Here is a 21,994-nt window from a genome sequence, read left to right on the forward strand (position 1 = left end):
GCTTTATTCATAACATGCCCCGAGCGCCAGGAAGGCCCCGAGCTCCGCAAACGAGGCGGGGTTGGGCGGCAAGAAATGGGTGAGCCTGGGGGAGCGCACGATCACCGCGCGCCACTGCCCGCGCGAGACTGCGACGTTGATCCGGTTCCGGTTGAGCAGGAACTCGATGCCGCGCGCCGCGTCCTCGGCAGAGGAACACGCCATGGACACGATGACCACCGGCGCCTCCTGGCCCTGGAACTTGTCGACGGTCCCGACCTTGACGTCCTCAAGGCCCGCATCGTCCAGCTCCGCGCGCAACAGGTTCACCTGCGCGTTGTAGGCGGCAACCACCAGGATGTCCCCGGCCAGCAATTCCCGCGGGGCCGAATCGGTGCCGCCGACCCAGCTCAGGCCCGTGTGGGCCCGCACCTGGTTGATGATCTCGTGCGCTTCTTCGACGGATTGCGTGGTGTTGCCGTGGTGCTCGACCAGGACCGTGGCAACGCCGGCGGGCACGCCGGAGAGTGAGCGGGTGGCGGCCGCGGCCGCCGAATGCAGCTTGGATTCGTAGCTCAGCGCCGAGACCTTTTCGCAGAGTTCCGGGTGCATGCGCCAGGAGTCGGCAAGGAAGTAACCAAGTTCGTCCGGCAACGTCGGGTGCCCGGCGCTGAGCCACCCCAGCGCCGACTCGTCGACGGGTTGCGGGTGGGACCCCTGAGTGACCTGCGGCAATTGCTGGGGGTCGCCGAGCAGCAACAGGCGCTTGGCGGCGCGGGACACCGCCAGCGTGTTGGCCAGCGAATACTGCCCAGCCTCGTCGATGACCAGCAGGTCCAGCGATCCCTCGGGCACCCGCTTGCCGGTCATGGTCCAGGCCGTACCGCCGATCAGCGCACCCTCGTCGCCGTTGAGCAGCCTTTCGATCGCATCATCGGTGGTCCCGTCCCATGGAACCTGGGTCTTGTCGCCGGCCTTCTGCTTCTTGGCCACCTGTTCGGGGTGCACTCCGGCCCCGGTGATGGCCTTGGCCAGGACGTTGTCGACCACGGCGTGGGACTGCGCGACGACCCCGACCTTCCAGCCCTGCTTCACCAGGGCCGCAATGACGTGGGAAGCCACGAAGGTCTTGCCCGTGCCCGGAGGCCCCTGCACCGCAAGGTAGGAATTGTCGAGGTCGTTCAGGGCCTCGACAATCGCGGGCACGAAGTTCTTCAGCCCGTTGACCTCCTGCGGCACCGGCGGCCCGGAGAGCGTGGAGAAACGCGGGGCGGCCTTGCGCAGGATGTCGATGCCGGGGTGCTTGGGCAGCGACGGCAGGGAACCGCCCACGGTGCGGGCGAGCTCGGCCAGCGAATCACGCAGGGACGTGGTGTTGATCGGCTGGTCGGGGGTCAGCGCGACGGGCAGGGCCCCGAAGGGCGGGACCTTGGTGTTGGATTTTTCGGTGATGACAAAACGCTCGTCGTTTTCGCTCACCGTGGCATTGAACAGCCCGGCCCGGTCGGCGTTGCTGGGTTCCAGTTCCGGAGGCAACGGCTGCCCATACATGGCGAACCAGCCGCTGCCGACCTTGAAGTCCGAGCCCTCGGCCATGGTGCCGCGCAGCTCGGTGACCCTGGATTCGACCCTGGCCCGCGCGCTTGCCTTGTGCCAGTCCTCAACGACCTCGGCATCGTCGACGATGAACACGTTGCGGGTTTCGGCCCATGAATCGAAGGGCTGGTCGAGCCTGTCGAAGTGCTCCCACCAGAACTGCTTGGCCTCGCGGCGGTGATAGCCGGTGGCCGCGGCAACCATGGCGATGGCGCGCTCGTCGTCGGTCAACGCCCGGTTTTGTGGCAGCGATTCGAGGTAGGCGCGCAGCGCCAGTTCCTCGGCGCTGGGTTCGACCTCGTCGATGTCGGGCAGCGGGGTTTCCTCGACCCATTCCGTGCGCGGTTCGTGCGGGACCAGGCCCAGCAGCCAGTCGCGAAGCCGCAGCGTGGAGAGGCAGTCGTACTCGTTGTAGTCGCTGATGGATTCCAGGATCCTTGCGGCGGCAGCGGTGTCGTTCTCCAGCGCGTCGCAGTACTTGGCGTAGGCGACCACCGAGGCCCCCGCGTCCTTCACGTCCCCGCCGCGCAGGTTCTCGCCCATGTAGAGGGGTTCGAGTTTCTTGATGGAGTAGGAGCGTTCGGAGATCAACAGCGAGTGCCGGACGGTGTCGTAGAGGTCGACCAGCAGGCCGTCGCGCAGCCACTGATCGATGGCGTCCTCTGCAACCACGTGGCGCAGCGACAGGTTCCGCAGGGCGCTCTTCTCATACGGGGCATAGTGGTAGACCTTCATGTCCGGGTAGGTTTCCCGGCGGTTCTCGAGATAGGCGACGAAGTCGGTGAAGGCCTTGCGTTCCTGTGCCCTCGAATGGGCCCAGAACGGCTTGAAGACGGGTGCTTCGGTGTCGATTTCGATGACGCCGAAGAGGTATTCCAGACCCCATGATTCGTCGAAGGGGTCCTGCCAGAGCGGGTCGCCCTCGAAATCGAAGAAGATGTCCCCGGGGTTGGGCTCGGGCAGCCGGGAAATCGTCTGGTTGCCTGAGACCTTGTAGGCGACGCCTCCGACGATGCCGTCGCTGCCGCCCAGACCGACTTGCATGCGGGCCTGTTCCGCCAGCTTGAAGTGGGTGTCCCGGGACCCGGTGTTGCTTTGCGCCAGCTCGTCGATGGTGGCGATGCCCGATTCCATGAGCTTCTTGCGCTTGGAGGTGCTCATTCCCGCGACCAGAAGGAGGTCGCGGTGGTTGGCGACCTGCTCGGAGCAGTAGTCGCAGCGCCCGCACGCGCTGATGCCGGGCTGGCCCCAGGCCACGGTCTGCTCTTGGTCTTGGTGGGCTTCAACCAGCGACTTGAAGCGGTTCCGACGGTCCCTGAAGACCGGCAGTAGCTCATGCATCCGGTGCACCGAATGCGAGTTGTCGCCCAGCACCAGGGTGGTGTGTGGCGCAACCTCGACGCCCGCGGCCAGAAGCTGGTCGCCGTAGGCGGCAAGCTGCAACAGTGCCGTGACGCGCGGGTGGCGCGCCAATTTGGTGTCCCACACCGCGTAGGCGCCGTTGTCCTCGCGAATCAGGAAATCGGCGAAGCCAACGAATTCCCCGTCAAAGAACGTTGCCTGGAAGACAACGTCCGCGCCCATGCGCAAGGCATCCAGTGTTTCTTGGTGTGCCTGTTCCAACGAGGTGCGGTCCCCGCGGACACCCGCCTGCAGCATCTTGACGCCGCGGCCAGACGAAGAATCGTATTCGCCGAATTTTTCCAGCAGGTCGCCCAGCACCTTGTGTTCGTGGGTGTCCCCGAGCTTCGCCGTGCGTTCGAGCATTTCGTCGGCTTCGGATTTCGCTGCCTTGCTGCGGCCCAGCTTTTCATCGAGTTTGCTCAGCGAGGTGAATTCGCAGCTTGCTGCGGTTACAAGGTCGCTGGCGGAATAGATCAGGTCTTGTTCGAGGAAAAACACGAGGCGGGCGCTCCTTCAAGGCTTGGCTTAGCTTCGAAACTAGCATCCGCCCGCCTCGTTTTGGCCATCGGGCCAATGCCGACCGAACCCCGGGCCAATGCGATCGAAGACCAAATAAGGCTTGATTCATGGCCGGAACCATGCGAAGCAACGGAGCCCAAGCCCAAGCCCGGCGTCCGGCGCCGTGGTCACCCGTCCGGAAATCGGCAAGGCAGGCTGACAGACCCAACGACGGACAGGCAAGAAGACATCGGAAGATTGCGGTCCTATCAAACGTGCCGTGACCTGAAAGCCCAAGGGATCGTCCGGTTCCAGGTTTTTCCGCGTCTGGGATCCGCCCCTGCCAATGCGGCCCCGGAGGGGTCATTGCTAGGGGGTTGGTACGGCCTCGGGGTGCACTTCCTGAAGTTCGGTACCAGTGGTTGTTGCCGCGCCTCGAGTCAGGGCAATCATGCTCAGCAGGGCGATGATTCCGCCTGCAAGCATGACAAGAGCCATGGGTACTGCATTGTCTTCGCCGGCCAGGCCAACCAACGGAGAAGCGACGGCTGCCAAGGTGAACTGCAATGCGCCAATGATTGCCGATCCGCTGCCGGCATGCTCCTTGACCTGGTCGGTGGCCAGGGCTGTGGCGTTTCCAAAGACGAAGCCCAAGGAAGCCAGTGCAAGGAAGACCAGCGCCAAGGTCGGAATGAGTGGGGTCTCACCAAGCGCTATGACGGCCAACAGTCCGGCGCTGAAGACAGTGAGGCCAGTGACGCCGATGTACGTCATGCGCAGGGGGCCCACGCGGTCGACCAGCTTCATGGCAATGATGCTGGTGATGGTCAATCCCAAGGCATTGAGTGCAAAGACCAACGAGAATGCGGTGGTCCCAAGCCCCAGAATGTTCTGGAAGACGAAGGGCGAGGCTGCGATGTAGCCGAACATCGCGGCCATCGAGAAGGCGAACGCGAAGGTGAACCCGAGGAAGGCCTTGTTGCGCAGTACGCCGCCTGCGTTCGAGGCGAGTGCCTTGATGCCGCCCTTGCTGCGGCCTTCCTTGGGCAGCGTTTCCTTCACCAGGTATACGGAACCAATGACCATGATGACGTTCAGGATCGCCAGGGCCCAGAACACGCCGCGCCAACCAGTGAAGGCAATTACCGAGCTTCCGGCCAGTGGCGAAAGAATCGGTGCAATGCCGCCGACGGTCATCATGATGGAGAACATCTTGGCTGACTGTGGGCCACGGGCCGAATCCGAGACGATGGCACGGGCCAATACGACCCCTGCCGCGCCCGCGAAGCCCTGCAGGAAACGCATGCCGATCAGGATTTCAACGTTGGGCGCAACGGCACAAAGAACGCTGGCGGCCATGCAGGCAATCGCACCCATGAGCAGCGGCTTGCGACGGCCGAACTGGTCCGAAAGCGGACCGATAACGAGTTGGCCAAGTGCCATGCCAAGCATGAAGGCGGTGAGCGTCAGCTGAACGGTTGCGGCGCTTGTACCTAGGTTCGACATCATCTGCGGAAAAGCCGGCAGGTACATGTCGATGGCAAAGGGGCCAATGGCGCTCAACAACGCCAACATGGCAATCAGAGACGCTGAGGTTTTTGAAGACTGAGTCATGGGGTGGACCGCTTCGCTTTCATCCTGGACAACATTCTTATGGAAACATAAGTATGTTGACATGATAATGTTGGCATCGCAAAATGAAGGTATGGAAAAAGTTCATGAAGCAGCCAAGGCCCTCTTTCAATTGACTTGGTGGCTTCAGAGGAAGGGTCCGCTACGTGCAGGCCTGGAGCCGCTCCCCGCCACCGAGGTTGCGATCCTTGGGTACGTCGAAGACCACGAGGGGGTCGGCGTGACGGAAGTCGGGATCGCGTTGAACATGAAGGCGCCAAATGTTTCCGCGGCCGTGCGGGCGCTGGTCGAGCGGGGTCTGCTGGAAAAGGTTGCCGATCAGCATGACAAGCGAAAAGCGCTGCTCTTCATTACGGAGTTGACCCGGAGAAACCGAAAAAGCATCGATCGGGCGGTGACCGGTTCTCTTGAAGAGGTCTTGGAGGGGCTGTCGCCCGAGCATCGGGAGTCCCTCTTTGCTTCCCTGGCGGCTTTGAGCGAAGTGGCCGAACGCCTGCGCTCCCACGGGTAGGGCCGGTCGGATGCCGGCCGAAGTCTCGGTGCCAGGTTCGGGGTGGCAACCAATTCCCGGTCCCTGGTTGCGGCCGTGCCGGGCAGCGGACTGGAATTTTTCAGGCAACGGTTGCGGTCAATGCGTGTGATGGACGTACGCATGCCAACGGCCAAAGGGTCGGAGCGACATTTGGAATGTCGCCCCGACCCTTTGGCGTTCGGCAATGCCATATGTTGTTGCCGCAGCAACTGTCCGGATTCGCCGGCGGCGGCTGGTGGTCGCTGCGCCGCCCGGAGAATTTCGCTTTCATGTCCCTACTACGAGGACTTGGCGTGCACCCCGCGCAGCCGTTCGGCCACCTCGATGGCATCCCCGGTGGGGGCGTCCGACTTCTTGTCGGGCTGGGCGATGAAGAGATAGAGGGCGCCGGAACCGGCGACGATCGCCAGGCCGATGAGCACCACCCAGTCGGCGAAGAAGTCGCCCGAGGTGCCGGGCTTCGCCAGCAGGTACATGGCAAACAAGCCGTAGGCCAAGGCCAGCACGTTGATGATGAAGCCTGCCGAGCCCAGGGAGAACGGACCCGCCGGCTTCCAGCCCTTCAGGCGCTGGCGCAAGGACGCGAGCACCACGGCCTGGAACGAAACATAGATGCCCAGGATGGCGAAGCTTGTCACCTGGGTCAGCAGCTGTTCGGAGCCGAAGTAGATCAAGATGCAGATCAGCAGCGGGATCGAGCAGGCAACGATCAGTGCGTTGGTCGGCACCTTGGTGGTCGGCGAAACCTTAGACAGCCAGCGGTGGCCCGGGATCATGCCGTCGCGGGCGAACGAGTACATCAACCGCGAGGCCGCGGCCTGCAGCGAAAGCACGCAGGACAGGAACGCTGTCAGTGCGATGACCAGGAAGATCTTTGCGCCGACCGGCCCTAGCGCGGACTCGAGGATCGCGGGGATCGGGTCGGTGTCCTCGCCGTTGACGATCGACTGCAGGTCCGGGGCGGCCAGGACGTAACCGCCGAAGGAGAGTAGCGCCGAGACCCCGCCGACCAGGATGGTCATCATCATGGCGGTGGGGATGCGGCGAGCCGGATTGCTGACCTCTTCGGCGACGTCCCCGCAGGCCTCGAAGCCGTAGAAGAGGAACAGGCCGGCCAGCGCTGCGCCCATGAAGGCGGCCGAGTAGCTTCCCTCGCCCTCAACGCCCATGGAATCAAGGAAGATGCTGAAGGGCTGCTTGCGGTCGAAGATCAACAAGTACAGGCCGACGGCGATCACGCCGATGAGTTCCGCGGCCAGGCCGATGCGGGCCACGCGCGCCAGAGTCTTGGTTCCCGTGAAGTTCAGGACCAAGGCAACCAGCAGCAGTGCCACGGAGAACAGCAGCGTACTGCCCCGGGTGAGTTCGACGCCGAAGGTGCTGGCCACGAAGCCCGAACCGAACTGGGCCACGGCGGTGATCGTGACGATCATCGCCCAGATGTAGATCCAGGCCGCCATCCAGGCGTAGCGCTTGCCCCAGAGCCGCCGGGTCCACGGGTAGATGCCGCCGTGGATGGGGTACTGGGAGACGACCTCGCCGAAGACCAGTGAGACCAGGAACTGGCCGCCGGCAACGATGAAGATCCAGAAGATGGATGGCGGTCCGCCGGTTGCCATGGCGATGGCAAAGAGCGAGTACACGCCCACCAGGGGCGAAAGGTAGGTGAAGCCGAGGGCAAAGTTTGCCCAGAGTGACATCGAGCGGTCGAAGGACTGCTCGTATCCCAGGACGGCGAGGTGGTTGCCGTCTTCGATGCTTTGGTTGCTCATGATGTGTGGGCCTTTTCGGTGCGAGCGAAAATTGGGTCCGGGCCATCGTGTGCGCAACACCTTGACCCGCTCGTGACCGTCGTCACATGGACAGGCTACACCTTTATCATTCTAAATAGAATGATTAGTTCGGAATCGTGGCCACCAGCAGGCTGGTGCCTGGAACGGGGACTCCTTCGTGGTCCTGGAGGCCGGCCCCCAATTCCCAGTTCGCCGAGGTCGAGGCGATGATCCGCCCGGTGGAACTCAGCAACGCGGCGGCGCCTTGGAGTGAACGCAGCAGGCGCAGGATGCCCGGCTCGATTTGCCGGACCAGGACGTCCAGGCCCACCACGCCGACCGCGGGGGAGCCGACGGGCGAGGTGAGCGTGAGCATGTAATCGCAGGTGCACAGGTGGTCGACATAGGGGCCCGTGATGTGCCGATCCCCGGTGGATTCGGGCACCGAGTACCATTCCATGGTCGTAAAGTCCCTGAGGTAATCGGCGTACTCGCGCGCGGCAAGATCCAGCCGGGTCACCTCCGTGGTGGTGCCAAGGAGCGGGTTGTCTTCCAGTGGGCCAAGCCACCAAGCGAAATGGAGCGATTCCCCGGCGGTGCTGCCGGGGCCGCCGATGAACCCCGCGCCAACGACCGTGGCGGCGGGATCCAACAGGCGGGGCCCCACAAAGTCGAAAATCAGCTGGTCGATCCCAGCCCCGCGCGCCAGCCCCGCTTCGACAACCATGCGGAGCTCGTTCAGCGTGGAAAAGTACCCGTCAAAAACCTCGCCGAGCTGGTCAGCCACCTCTTGCAATCGGCTCATGCCGCGGCCTCCAGCCGTTCCTTGGTCATCAACAGCCATGTGGTCAGGATCTTCAGTTCGGCTCGGACGACCGCCCGGGCACGCCCGGCGTCGCCGGCACCAATGGCCTGGACGATTTCCGAGTTCAGCGCCGAAACCTTTTCCCGGACCCCGCACTCACCCAGGCCCAGCCAGAGTAGCTGGCCGAATTCCGCCTGGAAGCGGATTTGTTCACGCACCAGGCGCGGTGATTGCGAGGCAACGGAAATTTCCAGCAGCAGGCCGCCCTGGTTTCGGGCCGCGCTTTGCGCCGAAGAGAAGTCGGCCCCCTCCCACCAGGTCGCCAGCCTTGCGGCCTCCTCGGGCGAAGCCAACTCGGCCGCGCGTTCTGCCGCGCCGGCGCACAGCGTCGCCTCGTAGGTGCCGACGTCGGCCAGTTCGATGCGGGATATTGAGCGCAGGCGCGCCATGAGGACCTGCTCCGGGGTGTCCTCCGAAGCCAGCACAAAGGACCCTCCGTCGCGGCCGCGCCTGGTTTCGACAAGCCCGGCCTCGCGGATTTCGCTCAGTGCCTCACGGGCGGTAACAAGCGCAACCCCGAACCGCTTGGCGAGCTCGGCCTCGGTGGGCAGGCGCTCGCCGGGCTTTATGACACCCAGGAGTATGGCGTCGGTGAGCCGCTGCGCCACCTGCATGGAGCGTGCCGCTCCGCCCAGGGGTGCGAACACGGCGCTGCGCGGCCCTCTGCCAGGGGGTGCATGCTGTGTCATGGCTGTAACTCTAGCTGGTGGCGTCGGGGCGGCTGTCGGGCCCGGGTGCACAAAGCACTTAACTTGGTTATATAACTAAGTTATGCTCCGCGTATGACCACCGATCTAGGAACCACTCTCACCAGGCTTTTGGCAGCGACGCATCGGCTCTCGCGCAGCGCCACGATTCGACTTGAGCACGGATACTCGGCCTCGTACTATCGAACCCTTGGAATCCTGGCCGACGGAACGCCCCTGCGCATTGGCCAGCTGGCGGAATACAACAAGATCTCACAGCCCGGCATGACCAAGATGCTGGCGTCCCTAGAAAGCCGGGACCTTGTGCAGCGAATCCAGGACCCCACCGATTCACGGGCATGGCTGATCGACATCACCGCAACCGGGCGCGAGGCGCTCGTCCAGCGGCGCCTCGAGCTGGCGATGGTCTTGGAGCAAGACTTCGTCTCCCTCTCTGCCCGGGAAATCGCCGTGCTCGCCGAAGCCGCGGAGATCCTCGAATCCCGCAGCACGCCGGCCCCCGGGGGGAACCCATGACCAAGCAACCAAAGGCCGTCTGGGCAGTGGCCTTTTCCTCGATGATTGCCTTCATGGGCATCGGGCTTGTCTCGCCGATCCTGCCCGCCATCACCGAGCAGCTCGGTGCAACCGCCACGCAAACCTCACTCCTGTTCACCTCCTACCTGGTGATCACGGGCGTGGCGATGTTTTTCACGTCCTTCATTTCATCGCGCATCGGCGCACGCAGGACCCTGATGACCGGACTGGCCATCATCGTCGTCGCATCCTTCGGGGCCGGGGCATCGGGGACCATTGAAGGCATCATCGCATTCCGCGCCGTGTGGGGTCTGGGCAATGCAATGTTCATTTCCACGGCCCTGTCGACCATCATTTCCGAATCCCGGGGGAGCACCGGTGCGGCGGTCATTCTCTATGAGGCGGCCCTGGGCCTCGGGATTGCGGTCGGGCCGCTGGTCGGCGGGCTGCTCGGTTCGATCGCCTGGCAAGCGCCGTTCTATGGCGCCTCGACGCTCATGGCTCTTGCCTTCATCCTGTTGGCGGTGATGATGCGCGGGCCCGAAGCGCGGAACGCGGCCACCTCGCTGCCTGCACCCTTCAAGGCCCTGGCCAATCCGACGCTGCTGGCCGTGGCCATGGTCGCGCTGTTCTACAACATCGGCTTCTTTGTGATCATGTCCTTCACCGCCTACCCGCTGCACTTCACGGCCATGGGAATCGGCCTGGTCTTCACCGGTTGGGGACTGGGCCTGGCGATCACCTCGGTTTTTGGTGCGCCGATGCTCACCCGCCGTTTCAAGCGCACGCACGTGCTCGTCGGCGCCCTGACACTGCTGAGCCTCACGCTTGTCGGGTTTGCCCTGCTCATCAATTCGCCGGGCGCATTGGTGGCCATGATGGTTCTTGCCGGGCTCGAGCTGGGCATCATGAACACGGTGCTCACCGAGGTGGTCATGGACGCCACGGACCTGCCGCGATCGGTGGCCTCAAGCAGCTACTCCGGCATCCGTTTCCTGGGCGGCGCGATCTCCCCGCCCCTTGCGGCAGCCCTTGCCTCGGCGTTCACCATGGCCACGCCGTACCTGATGGGGGCCGCGTCCGTCGCCGTTGCCGCGGTGCTCCTGGCATCCTGCTCGCGCCTGCTGGCACACGCCAACGAACACCGTCCTGAGCCCGTGGCCGGGTTCGAGGTCGAAGCCGAGGCCGAACCGGTCAGCGCAGGGGATGACCGGAATCCTTGAGGTAGGCCTCCACCCGGGTGTAGGCGTCGCGCGCGATGGCCTTCCAAAAACGCAAGGCCAACTCCGGGTGCTCGGCCTCCAGCGCCGTGATGGCCTCGGCGCTCAGCACCTTCAGGTGGACCCGGCCGAGCGCCGTCACCCGGGTGGTCTGGTCTCCCTCGCCGCCGAGCGCGATCTCGCCGAAGGTCATGCCGGCGGACAGCGTGGCGTGCCGGGTGGGGCTTCCGCCCCGGTGCGTGGAGGTGACGACCTTGCCGTCGAGGATGAAATACACGCCCCCGAATTCCTGTCCGACGCGGCGGATGACCTGGGCGTCGGCGATCTCGCTCTCCACCATGCGGGATTCCAGCAGCGCGACGTCTTCCGGGGACAACGGCGCGAGTGCCGCGAAATCGGCAATGGCAACCCTTTGCGGCATCAGTTCCGGGCTGCCGTGGCGCAGCAGTATGGTGGTCTCCGCCCATTCGACGGCGTCATTGCGGTTGGAGAAGAACTTGACCTCCTCCAGCGGCGCGAACAGCTGGTTCTGGACCAGAGCGAGGGTGCGGCCCTCCGTGGCCAGGCCCCGGTTCAGGTCCCCGATCATCCGTATGGCAATCTTGTCGATCTCGTCAACGCGGCGCAGGTCAAGGATCACCAGTTCCACGGTCGACGGCAGTTCGCTGACCTCGCGCACAACCGATTCGGTTCCGGCGAAGAGCAGGTCGCCGGCGAGCTCCAGGATGTGCGCGCGGTGTCCGTAGTCGGCCAGCAGCTTTTCCGCGTCCTCGGTGTGCCGGGTGGCCGAGGGTACCTGGGTGATGTCGTAGTGGTCGCGGATCACCGAGCGGCCGATGCGTGCGGCGCGGACAAAGTGCAGGCCCATGTCCCGGCTGATGCGCTCGCTGGCGGCAAGGCCGCGGACCGAGGAACCGTGGGCGTCCAACGCCGGGGAATACACGGCCAGGCCCAGCTGCCCGGGGAGCACAGCTATCAGTCCGCCGCCCACCCCCGACTTCGCGGGAAGCCCGACGGCGCTGATCCAGGCACCTGCATCGTCGTACATGCCGCAGGTTGTCATGACCGAGAGCACCCGCTGGACGGCCTCGGGACTCATGACCTGGACACCCGTGGACGGTTGCGTGCCGCCGTTGGCAAGCGTCGCCGCCATCATCGCCAGGTCCTCGGTGTTGACCATGACCGAACACGCCTTGAAGTAGTCCTCGAGCACCGGTGTCGGGTCGGTTTCGATGATGCCGAACGAACGCAACAGGTAGGCGAGCGCCCGGTTGCGGTGGCCGGTGAGTGCCTCGGAGGCGTAAATGGTTTCGCTCAGGTGCAGCTCGCGGCCCGCGCAGAGCGAAAACTGCTCCAGGATCCGCGCGAAGCGCGGTGTTTCGGCGTCCTTGACCAGCGACACCGTGGCGATGGCCCCGGCATTGATCATGGCATTGGCCGGACGCCCGGTTTCGCGGGCCAGCGAGATCTCGTTGAACGCATCGCCGCTGGGCTCGACGTCGATCTTTGCATCGACGGCTGCCAGCCCCTGGTCATCCAGCGCCAGCCCGTAGGAAAACGGCTTGGAGATGGACTGGATCGAGAACTCAAGGCCGGCGTCGCCCACCTTGTAGACGTGGCCGTCGACCGTGGCCAGCGCGATGGCAAACTTGGAGGTGTCCGCCCCCGCCATCGCCGGGATGCCTTGGTATGGCCTGCCCGCGGTGAGTTTGAGCAGGTCGCCATGCAATTGGCTGAGGTAGTCGGCAATCGGGGAACGCATGCTCCCAGCCTAGGGGGTCGCAGGCTGGATCGGACCGCCGGCGAGCAACCGAATGCCGGCCAGGGCTTGGCCGATGGCGTGGCCCAGGACCGCCGCGCCCGCGACGTTGGGGTGCACCCCGTCGTCGCTGAGGCCCGGCCTGAACTTGCCCTCGGCGGTGCGCAGACCTGCCGCGGCATCCACAAAGACCCAGCCGTGCCTGGCGGCCAGGGCCTGCAGGAAGCCGTTGTACTCCCGGGTGGCATCGGTTGCGTTGTCGCGCGGGGGAACACTGGAAATGATGACTGTGTCGGATGAGACGATCAGCACGATCCGCTCGATGTTCCGCCCGGTGATTTCATGGGGGATCCGGTGGGCCACGTCGTTGGTGCCGGCCAGGACAACCAGCGCATTGGCGTTTCGGTAGCGCAGGGCCCGGGCCATGTCGCCGGTTTGCGCCCCGCCGAGGGCCCAGCCACCACGCCAGCCGACCCGGGTGCCGCCGGATCCCGTGGGATCGACGAAGTTGATCCACGAGGCTTCCCCGAGCTTGCCTGCCCACACAGCCTCGCTTCCGGCCGCGGTGATTGAATCGCCGGCGACGACGAATGTCGTGGCGTTCGGGTTGAGCTGGGCATCGAAGGCCGTGGGTGAGGGCAAAAACGTGCCTGGTGAACCTTCCAGGCCGAGCAGTGCCCCAAGGACTGCAACAAGTGCCAGCGAATGCAACGGCCGATGGGATTTCATGGCCATCCCCCCTTTGCCCCAGCATAGGACTCCGGGGCGGGGGATTGGGACTCAATCCCGCAACGATTCGGCTTCCCGCAACACGTAGCGCTGCAGCTTGCCCGAGGGGGTCTTGGGCAGTTCGGCGACATAGGTGATGCGGCGCGGGTAGGCGTGGGCCGCGTACTGCGTCTTGACCAGGTTTTGCAGTTCGGCGGTCATTTCGTCGCTGCCCTCGAGCCCCTTGCGCAGCACCACATAGGCGATGAGGACCTCGCCGCGAAGCTCGTCCGGCACACCGATGACCGCCGATTCAAGGACGTCCGGGTGTGCGGCCAGCACCGATTCGACCTCGAACGGGCCGATCCGGTATCCGGCCATGATGATCACGTCGTCGTCGCGCGAGGAGAAGAAGATATAGCCGTCCTCGTCCATGCTGCCCGCGTCCCCGGTGTAGTACCACCGGCCGTCGGCCGAGTAGCGCGCCGCCGTGCGTTGCGGATCCCCGGAATAGCCGTTGAACCACATCATCGGCGACGTGGGGATGTTGATTGCCACGCGTCCGCGGGTTCCCGTCGGCGCGTAGTCGTCGTTGTCCTCTTGCAACACGCAGGCCGAGTAGCCAGGCATGGGGCGGCCCATGGATCCGGGCTTGATGTCATCGATGATTTCGGGCGCCCAACCGTTGACGATGCACATGCCCATCTCGGTCTGCCCGTAGTGGTCGCGGACGGGCACGCCCAGAACGGATTCGGACCAGGCGATCGTCGTGGCATCGAGCGGTTCGCCCGCCGAGGAAGCCCTGAGGATCTTCAGGCCCGGTACGCCCTCGGGTTTGGCCGCCCGCATCGAGCGCACGATCGTCGGGGCCGCGGCAATGTTCGTGACCGAGAACTTGGCCAGCACCTCCCAGCAGGTATCGGCGTTGAACCCCGTGGTCAACAAGAGGTTGCGGCGTCCGGCATACAGGGGCGCCAGAATGCCGTAGTACAGGCCGTAGGCCCACCCGGGATCCGCCATATTCCAGAAAACATCGTCCTGGCGCACGTCAAGGCCGTAGCTGAAGTAGACGTGGAACGCCTCAAGCGCACGCACCGGCACCGGCACACCCTTGGGTGTGCCGGTGGTTCCGGAGGTGAAGATCTCGACCAGCGGGTCGTTCAGTGAACGGGTGCACGCCACGAAGCCGGTCGGCTGCTCCTCGAGCATGGCCTCGAGTTCCGCGGTGGGAAGCACAGGGTAGTCCAGGACGTCGAGTTTGTGCAGCTGGGATTCGTCGGCCACGATCAGCTTCGCGTTGGCTCCCGCCACGCGGACCTCGATGGCCGGGGTGGCGAAGGCCGTGAAGAGCGGCACGTGGACGGCGCCCAGACGCCACAGGCCCAAGAGGGCATAAACCAGTTCGGCGCTCTTGGACATCAGTGTTGCCACGCGGTCCCCGGGCTTAATGCCCATGGAAGCGAAGAGCGCGGCCGCCCGCTCCGACCGGTCCCTCAGCTGCGCATAGCTCAGGTCCACCGAGTCAAGGTTCGAATCGATCACCGTGAACGCGATGTCCTGCGCCGGATGCCTGTCGCACAGCAACACTGCTGGTTTGACTGCGGCAGGCATCCTTGATGCAACTTGGATGTTAAACGCTTGCATGACCCGGATGACCACCTTGGGAGATCGCTTGAAATTGCTTTTCTGGAGTCAAGCTACCAGCCCGGCAGCCGTTTGCCGGAGAGGGTTAAGCTATCGGCGTCGGCCGACAACCAGCGAGGCCAGGACCACGACCGCGGTCACCGTGTTGACGGCAGGCCATGCCCCGATCTTCTTGGCCAGCGGGTGCGAGGCACCAAACGCGGCCAGGTAAAGCGCGCTCAGCGCGGCGGCCCGGGGCGTTCCCGCATTGGACTTCCACAGCAGGAAGGCACCAGTCCCGGCGGCGGCCAGGACCGCGCCGCCCAGCGGGCGGTTCTTGGTGGATCGGGCCGTGGCGAAGCCGCCGATCAATCCTGTTCCCGCCAAAGCGGAGGGCAATAGTGACATGTTCCTTCTCCTTTTTCTTTTAGCCTAGATGCCGCCGGTGCATGCCGCACCCGGTTCGGGGGTCTGCGGGCCCTGGCGGTACTTCTTGATGAAGGCCTCTATGCGCGGATCCGTCGGGGAATCCACGCTCAGCTGCTCACCCCAGGCGCTGAGCTTGATCTTGGCTTCCTGGCCCGGGAACGGGCTGAGCAGAAGGTAGGTGCGGTCGCCGACAACAGCGTCGAGAGCCTTGACGTCGGCGTCACTGATGCCGTCATAGGTGATCCAGACTGCGCCGTGCTCCATCGAATGGACGCCGGCGGTTTCTTGGACGGGCTTCGTGTAAATGCCGCAATTGGCCCAGACCGGGAAATGGTCCCCGCCCACGCCGGGTTTCTGCTCGTATTTCACCGGCGCCTGGGTGTGGTTTGCCGTTCCGATCTTGAAGGTTTGCACGCCCTCGATGGGGGCAGCTGCGGCGGAAGCGATTGCGGCCTTGTCTTGTGCTGCGCCACTAAGCACTACGGCTGTGGGCACGGCAATGGCCAGCACTGCGGCGGCTGCAATGGAGATGGTGAGGATCTTTGTCCGTTTTTCCTTGGCCTTTGTCTTGGCGATGACGGCTTGGGCTTCTTCACGTTTGTTCATGATTGGAATCCTTTAGTCCAGTTGATTCAACAGCTGGGTCAGGGCCGTAATTTCGGCTTCTTGGGTCATAACGATTTTTTGGGCGAACGTGCGCACCATGGCGTTGTGTCCACGGTCCAGGTATGCCTGGGCCATTTCCACACCGCCCATGTGGTGCGCGATCATCAGGGTGAGGAATTGCCGGTCGGCTTCGGCGCCACGGACATCGGTGAGTGCCTTAATTTGCTCCTGGGTGGCCATGCCCATTGATGCCATGGTGTGGGCCTTGTCCGAAGTCGGGGTCCCGTGGCTGGCATGGGAGGGGTCCTCGGAGAGCAGGTCGTTCATCCAGGTCATGGATTCACCAGTTTGAGGCAGTCCCCAAAGTTCAATCCATGCGTACATTTGGCCTGATTGCTGCTGTTGGGTCAGGGCAATGTCATAGGCGAACGAGCGTACCGCGGCGTTGGTTGAGTTGTCCCTGATAATCATGGAGAGCTGGACGGCCTGTTGATGATGCGTCTGCATGTCCCGGGCGAATCCGGCCTCCGGTGATGCGTCTGAGGGGAAGGTGCTGTGTGGGTTTGTTGTTCCCAGCATCCAGCCGCCGAAACCCACGGCAATGACAAGTGCCGCCAAGGCAATGATCAGGGAACGCGACGTTTTTGAATCGGACATTAAGTTGGTCCTTGGGTACACGTAGTGAATGTGCGCAGGAATAACCGTGCGCGGAAACAGCAGGAGCGGGCTGTCTATCTGCGTGTGATTGAAAGCTGATACAGATCAGGGGCGGGGGAATCCTGCGCCCGGGGAAGCCTCGCGATGTCGGCAGCGACAGCGGGAGAAGCCCCGAACAGTTCGTTCGAGTCCGGCCTTGGTGCAATCTGCGAGATGTTTGGGACCGGGTCCGCAGCAGGCGCGCAGGAATGATGATCTGGCATGTCCACCGGGCAATGCGTTTCGCCGGCAACCACTACGTCTTGGCTGTTTGCGCCCGACATCGCTCCGTGGGACAGACACAGTGGCAACAGGAGGGCCAGGGCAAGTAGCAAGCCGGATAGTCGCTTCAATACAAGGGCCTCCTTCGACAAAAGTTAGTTGAGCAGTCAACTTTACGAATGAAAGTTGTGTGGATGCTGTGAAAATGTCCGGCATGGGGGGCGCATTTCCCGTCGATATTGCGTCCGGTCGCGGACTGGATATCCGAGTGCCGGAGTTGGCCGGCCTTGGCTTTTCCGCAAATCCCTCGATTTTCGAACCCCAAATTCTTACCTGTAAAATCTTCGAACATACATTCATTAGATCTTTAGTTCTCCGGAAACAAGGAACGTCTTCGGAAGCGCGAAAATCAGTCCGCACTCATGTCGATCCGAGTCTCAACTTGTCCACAGAGTGCACCAGTAGGGTTGGCAAATGCAGATACTAGACACGTGGTGGCAGGCGGTCCTTCAAGGATTCGTTCGAACCGAACCGCTGAGCTTCACGTTGTTCCCCATCTTGGCAATCATTGCCATCTGCATTCTGCTTACGGTTCCCAGGGCCACCTGGAGATATTTCGGCCTCTACGTGACCTTTGTCCACGAACTCGGGCACGCTTTTGCGGCTCTCATGACCGGGCGCTTTGTCCATGGGCTCAAGATCGGGCTCGACCACTCCGGCGAGCTGGTCAGTAGCGGAAAGCCGGGCTTCTCCGCGGCGTGGAGCGGGTTCTGGGGATACCCGGTGCCGGCGCTCGTGGGAACGGTCTTGATTGGTTCAACGTATTACGGCTACGGATCCGCGGCATTGTCGGTTGGGGCCCTGATCTTACTTGTATCCCTGATTTTCTTGCGCAACTGGGTGGGGATATTGGTGGCACTGGCCTCGGCGGCGATCGCGCAATTGCTGGTGGTGTTCACTCCAAAGTACGCGATCGCATGGGTAGTCCTGTCGCTGGGACTCATGCTCCTGATCGGAGGGGTCCGTGATTTGTTCAAAATCCTGGGTGTCCACGTCAGTCGAAGGGAACTCCTCGCGTCCTCCGATGCCTATTTGCTGGCAACCCGAAGCTGGCTGCCGGCATGGGTTTGGCTGCTGGGGTTCATCGTGGCTGTGAGTGCGTGCGTCGTGGTTTCAACAATGATGCTGGCCCTGATGCTCCGGGGTTAGCCGACCGTGAGGCGCCCAAGCCTGAACCGACTCGTCGCAGGATCAAGTTGTGACACTCCTGGTCATGTTTGACGGGTTCGATTAGAAGCCCCAACGAAAAGGGCTAGGTCAAAAGGGCAATGGATTACACAGTAGTCAGCAAGAATGCGGTTTCCCGTCAAGCGTTGGCCAATTAGCCGATGAATTGGAGACTGGCTCGGGTAAGTTAGAGCCACAGTCACACGATTCCGGTTCCAGTGCAGCGACGGAGGGAGCAGACCATGGGCGTACAAAGTTGGAAGTTCTCCGGACAAGAACTGGCGCTCCATCTCATGCAGCCCCGTCGGTTGCACTCCATCATCGTTACACGCAGCCTGCGGCGTGACTGCGCCGACTTCGACACCGAAACAATCTATGACGAGGTCAAGGATTGGGCAGAAGTCATTGAAGTGCCTTCGGGCAGGATCACCTATGAACTACGCGACAATCTCCCACGGGGCTGGGACGTGTTCGGGACGGCAGCACGCGTGTACCCGATCGGCATCAGCGAGGACGGCATTCCGCCTGGCAAGCCACATATCGTCCGTCCAGGGGATTCCGTTGAACAGATCACGAATGAAGTCATTGACGAAGTTCTGTTCCTGCCCAACCCAAGAACGTTGGTGGTGCCCACTGCGCCAACGCCTGGGCCTGGCCGCCGTGCTGCCGAGCCCGTCCGCACCATCGCTTCCCCCGGTTCGATCTCGACTGCGACAGGTAGCCACACGGCCCTGGTGTCGGGAATCGTCACAGGTTTTCGGGACAACGGGTTCACTGCCGACGTCGCATTGGACACCGGGAAGACTGCTGAGCTCAAGAGCGAAGACGTCTATGCCGATGCGCCGCTTACTTGGGTTTTCAGCGAAGGGAGCAGGCTTAGCGGTATCTACGATCCGAAGAAAAAACAGTTGTCCCTTCGCGACTCGTTGACCCATCCGCGCCTGTTGCAACACTATTCCTGGAACCAAGTGGTCCTCTGCCTGGTTTTGGAGGCAAGCGCGGAGTTTGCCGTGCTGACTCCGATGCCCGGGGAAAAGATCACGGTCTGGCGCGAAGATGTCTCCTCCAACGAACTTGACGATGTCGATTCCTTGTTGGCCCCGGGGCAAGTCGTCGTGGCCCGCCTGGTGAACGCCGCCGGGGTTCGGAAACTGGTTCTGGTTGACGTGGATGATGACGAACCGGTGGCCACTGCCCCCTCGTTGATTCGCGGCGGGATTCCATGGTTGGCCCTGGACCGGGATTATGTTCCGGAACTTTCCGAGTCCGAGCAAGCCGCCGTGACGCTGGGCATTCCGGCAATTCCGACGGCGGAGAAACAGGGCGATGCCTTGCGGCAGGCGTTGCTGAAAATCGATGCCCTCAAATCCCAATTGGCTGTTTTGCGTCGCCAGGAGGCCAGCGGTTCAATCGATGAACTTGCATTGGCCTTGGAACAGGTCGCGCACTATCGGGACGAGGCAAACAAGCTCCGCACTCTTTTGAAGAGCAAATCGGAGGCGTTGAACGAGGCGCATAAAGCGGCACGGAAGAAGGCCCGCTCCCATGACGTCGTCGTTGTCTCCAATGCGCGTGAGAAGTTCCTCGATGATGAATTGGCCTTGCGGCACGAGCTGTACATGGAATGGGTGGAACGGGTGCCGGCGAATGAAAAGTCGGAATACCCCTGGAACGAAAACTACAAGGTCGGACCCAAGTTCGCGGCTTCCTTCTACACCCACGACGCTGCCTTGCGGGCCAAGACGCTGAAGGCATTGACCCAACTGCTGACGGGCCGCGCGGATCGGATGAAGGCGCGTGAAGTGCACCCGAAGCGCATCGGCATGGGCGGGGACGATCCGCAGATGGTCCGCGATGAAGACGGGGCAACCTGTTGGAGGATGAGCGTTGAAAGCGGTGTCGCCGCGGCACGCCGAGTTCATTACTGGAAGTTGCCGGACGGACGTATCGAACTCCACGAACTGGTGGCTCACGACACCTTCGTGCTCTAGAAGATCTCCCGCGCGTCAGCCACTGGACGACGCCTCGACGCGGGAACGGGCATGAGGAATTCCGCATGCGTGCCAGCCCAGGCTTCATGGCCGGCCATTCCCACCGTCCCGGATTCCGGGTTGAGATGGAACGAAAGATCCCGCGAATCCTGGGATTCCAGGGCTCCCGCAATGATGCTAGGCGGCGGACTTTCGCCACATGAAATGGAGTGCAAGGGCACTGCGAATGCTGGCTTCACTGACCCCATAGGTTTCCGAAATTTGTTGCAGTGTCCACCCCGCGGTGCGCAGCTCCATCAAGGTGGCGTACGCGGGCATCCCGGTTGTCATCTTCGGCTCCCTTCAGCTTGCGCCGATATGACAATTACACCCCGACGCTCCGACGTTTTGGACTCGGGAACCGGAAAAGTATTTGCGACCCGTCCCGGTGCACATGAAGGCGATTCGCCTAGGCTTGGTGATACGTGGATTGAAGGGTGCGAACAATGGCGATCTTTGAGTACAACACAAGTCTGCCGTTTGACCGTGACGAGGTCTTCGCCTGGTTCGAACGCCCGGGCGCATTGCCCCGGCTCTCTGCGCCCTTCATGGGCACGATCCGGCAGGAACCCGACCGTGGCCTCAACGTCGGTTCGCGCGCAATCTTGGACGTGGCCGCACCCGGAACGATGGGCATGGGATTGACTGCAGCCGTTGCGACAGGTGCACGGACACTGGGATTGCCCGGCCGGGTGCGTGCCGAAATCCCCTGGAAGGCCAAGCACATTTCCTTGGACCGGGGACACCGCTTCACGGACATCATGGAATCCGGCCCGCTGTCCCGGTGGGAACACCAACATTTCTTTTCGGACTTCATGGTGGACGGGAAACCCGGCACGCTCATGCGCGACGTCGTCGAATTCGAGCTGCCGGTCGTGGGAAAGCTGCCGTGGCACCAGCCCCGGGTGCTCAGCGAGAAGGCATTTGCACGCGAACTCACCCAGGTCTTCCGCTATCGCGAACGTACGTTGCGCGCCGACCTCAAGTTCCATGCCCACTACGCCTCAAAGCCTCTGACGATCGCGGTGAGCGGCGCTTCGGGAACGATCGGCACCCAGCTTTGCGGCCTGCTCGGCGGCGGGGGACACCGTGTCAAGCGGCTGGTCCGGAACCGGGATGCCGCCAACGGGGTTGATCGCATCTTTTGGAATCCAGAACTGGGCATTCTGGACCCGGAAGAGCTTGCCGACGTCGACGCAGTGGTCAACCTGGCCGGCCACACCATTGGCGGACGCTTTACGGAAGGGACCAAGGACAAGATCATGTCGTCCCGGGTGGACGGAACCAAGCTCCTGGCAAAGACCCTCGCGACGCTTGCCGCAGACGGGAAACAGCGCAGTCTTGTTTGTGCCTCCGCGATCGGCATCTATGGTGCCTCGCCGCATGGAGGGTCCGCGGCACTGCCGTTAACCGAGGAATCCCACCCGGGAAACGACTTTCTTGCCAGGGTCTGCCTTGCATGGGAGGAAGCGTGCGCCCCGGCGCTGGAAGCCGGCGTCCGTGTGGTGAACATTCGGACCGGCCTGGTGCAGTCGCCGTCCGGGGGGGCGTTGCAGCAACTGCTGCCGCTCTATGCGCTGGGGATCGGCGGCCCGCTGGGAGCGGAGGCTTGGCAGTCCTGGGTGGGCATCGACGACATGGCCGGAATCTACGCCCACGCCCTTTTCACGCCGGAGATCACGGGCCCGGTCAATGCCGTGGCGCCGAACCCGGTCCAAGCCAAACAGTATGCGCAGATACTGGGCAAGGTCCTGCGCCGGCCGGCAAGGCTTCCGGTTCCGAAGTTCGGCCCCAGGCTCCTGCTGGGTGAGGAAGGTGCATCCGAACTGGCGTTTGCCGACCAGCGGGTTTCGAGCGAAAAGCTCGTCGCCAGCGGCTATGAATTCAGGCACGCGGACCTTGAATCTGTACTTCGGCACAACCTCGGCCACTCGTAGTTTCCGCTGCCGCTGACCGGAAGGAAACCGCGAGCC

The 21,994-nt window shown here is 63.1% G+C and carries 17 protein-coding genes; 6 read left to right on the forward strand and 11 right to left on the reverse strand.

Annotation, left to right across the window (positions count from 1 at the left end):
• Positions 1-3 precede the first annotated feature (3 nt).
• Both JOF47_RS01175 and JOF47_RS01180 read right to left on the reverse strand, forming a co-directional pair.
• Positions 4-3,477 (reverse strand): TM0106 family RecB-like putative nuclease, encoded by a 3,474-nt coding sequence (locus JOF47_RS01175; protein WP_209995421.1) that lies wholly within the window; start codon positions 3,475-3,477, stop codon positions 4-6.
• Between the two features lie 369 nt (positions 3,478-3,846).
• Positions 3,847-5,091 carry a multidrug effflux MFS transporter gene (locus JOF47_RS01180; protein ID WP_209995423.1) on the reverse strand — a complete coding sequence of 415 codons (1,245 nt, stop codon included), beginning with the start codon at positions 5,089-5,091 and terminating at the stop codon, positions 3,847-3,849.
• 91 nt (positions 5,092-5,182) lie between these two features.
• Here JOF47_RS01180 and JOF47_RS01185 point away from each other — a divergent pair, with 91 nt between their 5' ends.
• The gene (locus tag JOF47_RS01185; RefSeq protein ID WP_209995425.1) at positions 5,183-5,620 is read left to right on the forward strand and encodes a MarR family winged helix-turn-helix transcriptional regulator; all 438 of its coding nucleotides are present in this window, start codon (positions 5,183-5,185) and stop codon (positions 5,618-5,620) included.
• Positions 5,621-5,919: 299 nt separating this feature from the next.
• Here the strand turns inward: JOF47_RS01185 and JOF47_RS01190 are convergent, their stop codons facing one another.
• The 3 genes from JOF47_RS01190 to JOF47_RS01200 all read right to left on the reverse strand — a co-directional run bounded on the left by JOF47_RS01190 (position 5,920) and on the right by JOF47_RS01200 (position 8,967).
• The gene (locus JOF47_RS01190; RefSeq protein ID WP_209995427.1) at positions 5,920-7,413 is read right to left on the reverse strand and encodes an APC family permease; all 1,494 of its coding nucleotides are present in this window, start codon (positions 7,411-7,413) and stop codon (positions 5,920-5,922) included.
• Positions 7,414-7,537: 124 nt separating this feature from the next.
• Entirely contained in the window at positions 7,538-8,218 is a 681-nt protein-coding gene (locus JOF47_RS01195; RefSeq protein WP_209995429.1) for a PDC sensor domain-containing protein, read from the reverse strand.
• Positions 8,215-8,967, reverse strand: a complete 753-nt coding sequence (locus tag JOF47_RS01200) for a FadR/GntR family transcriptional regulator (protein WP_209995431.1) — start codon at positions 8,965-8,967, stop codon at positions 8,215-8,217. Before JOF47_RS01200 ends, JOF47_RS01195 begins: the two co-directional genes overlap by 4 nt.
• A 93-nt stretch (positions 8,968-9,060) precedes the next feature.
• On the opposite strand from JOF47_RS01200, the gene JOF47_RS01205 reads away from it, so the two are divergent.
• Positions 9,061-9,501, forward strand: a complete 441-nt coding sequence (locus tag JOF47_RS01205) for a MarR family winged helix-turn-helix transcriptional regulator (RefSeq protein WP_209995433.1) — start codon at positions 9,061-9,063, stop codon at positions 9,499-9,501.
• Positions 9,498-10,724 carry an MFS transporter gene (locus JOF47_RS01210; protein WP_209995435.1) on the forward strand — a complete coding sequence of 409 codons (1,227 nt, stop codon included), beginning with the start codon at positions 9,498-9,500 and terminating at the stop codon, positions 10,722-10,724. Before JOF47_RS01205 ends, JOF47_RS01210 begins: the two co-directional genes overlap by 4 nt.
• On the opposite strand, the gene glsA is transcribed toward JOF47_RS01210, so the two are convergent.
• From glsA to JOF47_RS01240, 6 genes are all read right to left on the reverse strand, one after another.
• On the reverse strand, positions 10,696-12,483 hold the full coding sequence (glsA, locus tag JOF47_RS01215; protein ID WP_209995438.1) for a glutaminase A: 1,788 nt from the start codon (positions 12,481-12,483) through the stop codon (positions 10,696-10,698). The two genes, JOF47_RS01210 and glsA, sit on opposite strands and share 29 nt — an antisense overlap.
• 9 nt (positions 12,484-12,492) lie before the next feature.
• Entirely contained in the window at positions 12,493-13,209 is a 717-nt protein-coding gene (locus JOF47_RS01220) for an SGNH/GDSL hydrolase family protein (protein WP_209995440.1), read from the reverse strand.
• A 51-nt stretch (positions 13,210-13,260) separates the two neighbouring features.
• A complete protein-coding gene (locus JOF47_RS01225; protein WP_245356203.1) occupies positions 13,261-14,799 on the reverse strand; it encodes an AMP-binding protein in 1,539 nt (512 codons plus the stop codon).
• Positions 14,800-14,922: 123 nt separating this feature from the next.
• Complete coding sequence (locus JOF47_RS01230; protein ID WP_209995442.1) at positions 14,923-15,219, reverse strand: hypothetical protein; 297 nt, start codon at positions 15,217-15,219, stop codon at positions 14,923-14,925.
• Positions 15,220-15,243: 24 nt separating this feature from the next.
• Entirely contained in the window at positions 15,244-15,846 is a 603-nt protein-coding gene (locus JOF47_RS01235; protein WP_209995443.1) for a thioredoxin-like domain-containing protein, read from the reverse strand.
• 12 nt (positions 15,847-15,858) lie between these two features.
• Complete coding sequence (locus JOF47_RS01240) at positions 15,859-16,503, reverse strand: DUF305 domain-containing protein (protein ID WP_209995444.1); 645 nt, start codon at positions 16,501-16,503, stop codon at positions 15,859-15,861.
• Positions 16,504-17,238: 735 nt separating this feature from the next.
• Between JOF47_RS01240 and JOF47_RS01245 the strand changes: the two genes are divergently transcribed.
• From JOF47_RS01245 to JOF47_RS01255, 3 genes are all read left to right on the forward strand, one after another.
• A complete protein-coding gene (locus JOF47_RS01245; protein WP_209995445.1) occupies positions 17,239-17,973 on the forward strand; it encodes a M50 family metallopeptidase in 735 nt (244 codons plus the stop codon).
• Positions 17,974-18,299: 326 nt separating this feature from the next.
• On the forward strand, positions 18,300-19,982 hold the full coding sequence (locus JOF47_RS01250; protein WP_209995446.1) for a hypothetical protein: 1,683 nt from the start codon (positions 18,300-18,302) through the stop codon (positions 19,980-19,982).
• A gap of 485 nt (positions 19,983-20,467) precedes the next feature.
• Positions 20,468-21,958: a TIGR01777 family oxidoreductase gene (locus JOF47_RS01255; protein ID WP_209995448.1), complete on the forward strand. Its 1,491-nt coding sequence runs from the start codon at positions 20,468-20,470 to the stop codon at positions 21,956-21,958.
• Positions 21,959-21,994 lie beyond the last annotated feature (36 nt).

Source organism: Paeniglutamicibacter kerguelensis, assembly GCF_017876535.1.
Taxonomy (GTDB): Bacteria; Actinomycetota; Actinomycetes; order Actinomycetales; family Micrococcaceae; genus Paeniglutamicibacter; species Paeniglutamicibacter kerguelensis.

What these genes read in the sequence shown, in the direction of transcription:
- JOF47_RS01180 (WP_209995423.1), bottom strand. Translation starts at nt 5,091, where the DNA reads ATGACTCAGTCTTCAAAAACCTCAGCGTCTCTGATTGCCATGTTGGCG.
- JOF47_RS01185 (WP_209995425.1), top strand. Translation starts at nt 5,183, where the DNA reads ATGGAAAAAGTTCATGAAGCAGCCAAGGCCCTCTTTCAATTGACTTGG.
- JOF47_RS01190 (WP_209995427.1), bottom strand. Translation starts at nt 7,413, where the DNA reads ATGAGCAACCAAAGCATCGAAGACGGCAACCACCTCGCCGTCCTGGGA.
- JOF47_RS01195 (WP_209995429.1), bottom strand. Translation starts at nt 8,218, where the DNA reads ATGAGCCGATTGCAAGAGGTGGCTGACCAGCTCGGCGAGGTTTTTGAC.
- JOF47_RS01200 (WP_209995431.1), bottom strand. Translation starts at nt 8,967, where the DNA reads ATGACACAGCATGCACCCCCTGGCAGAGGGCCGCGCAGCGCCGTGTTC.
- JOF47_RS01205 (WP_209995433.1), top strand. Translation starts at nt 9,061, where the DNA reads ATGACCACCGATCTAGGAACCACTCTCACCAGGCTTTTGGCAGCGACG.
- JOF47_RS01210 (WP_209995435.1), top strand. Translation starts at nt 9,498, where the DNA reads ATGACCAAGCAACCAAAGGCCGTCTGGGCAGTGGCCTTTTCCTCGATG.
- glsA (WP_209995438.1), bottom strand. Translation starts at nt 12,483, where the DNA reads ATGCGTTCCCCGATTGCCGACTACCTCAGCCAATTGCATGGCGACCTG.
- JOF47_RS01220 (WP_209995440.1), bottom strand. Translation starts at nt 13,209, where the DNA reads ATGAAATCCCATCGGCCGTTGCATTCGCTGGCACTTGTTGCAGTCCTT.
- JOF47_RS01225 (WP_245356203.1), bottom strand. Translation starts at nt 14,799, where the DNA reads ATGCCTGCCGCAGTCAAACCAGCAGTGTTGCTGTGCGACAGGCATCCG.
- JOF47_RS01230 (WP_209995442.1), bottom strand. Translation starts at nt 15,219, where the DNA reads ATGTCACTATTGCCCTCCGCTTTGGCGGGAACAGGATTGATCGGCGGC.
- JOF47_RS01235 (WP_209995443.1), bottom strand. Translation starts at nt 15,846, where the DNA reads ATGAACAAACGTGAAGAAGCCCAAGCCGTCATCGCCAAGACAAAGGCC.
- JOF47_RS01240 (WP_209995444.1), bottom strand. Translation starts at nt 16,503, where the DNA reads ATGTCCGATTCAAAAACGTCGCGTTCCCTGATCATTGCCTTGGCGGCA.
- JOF47_RS01245 (WP_209995445.1), top strand. Translation starts at nt 17,239, where the DNA reads ATGCAGATACTAGACACGTGGTGGCAGGCGGTCCTTCAAGGATTCGTT.
- JOF47_RS01255 (WP_209995448.1), top strand. Translation starts at nt 20,468, where the DNA reads ATGGCGATCTTTGAGTACAACACAAGTCTGCCGTTTGACCGTGACGAG.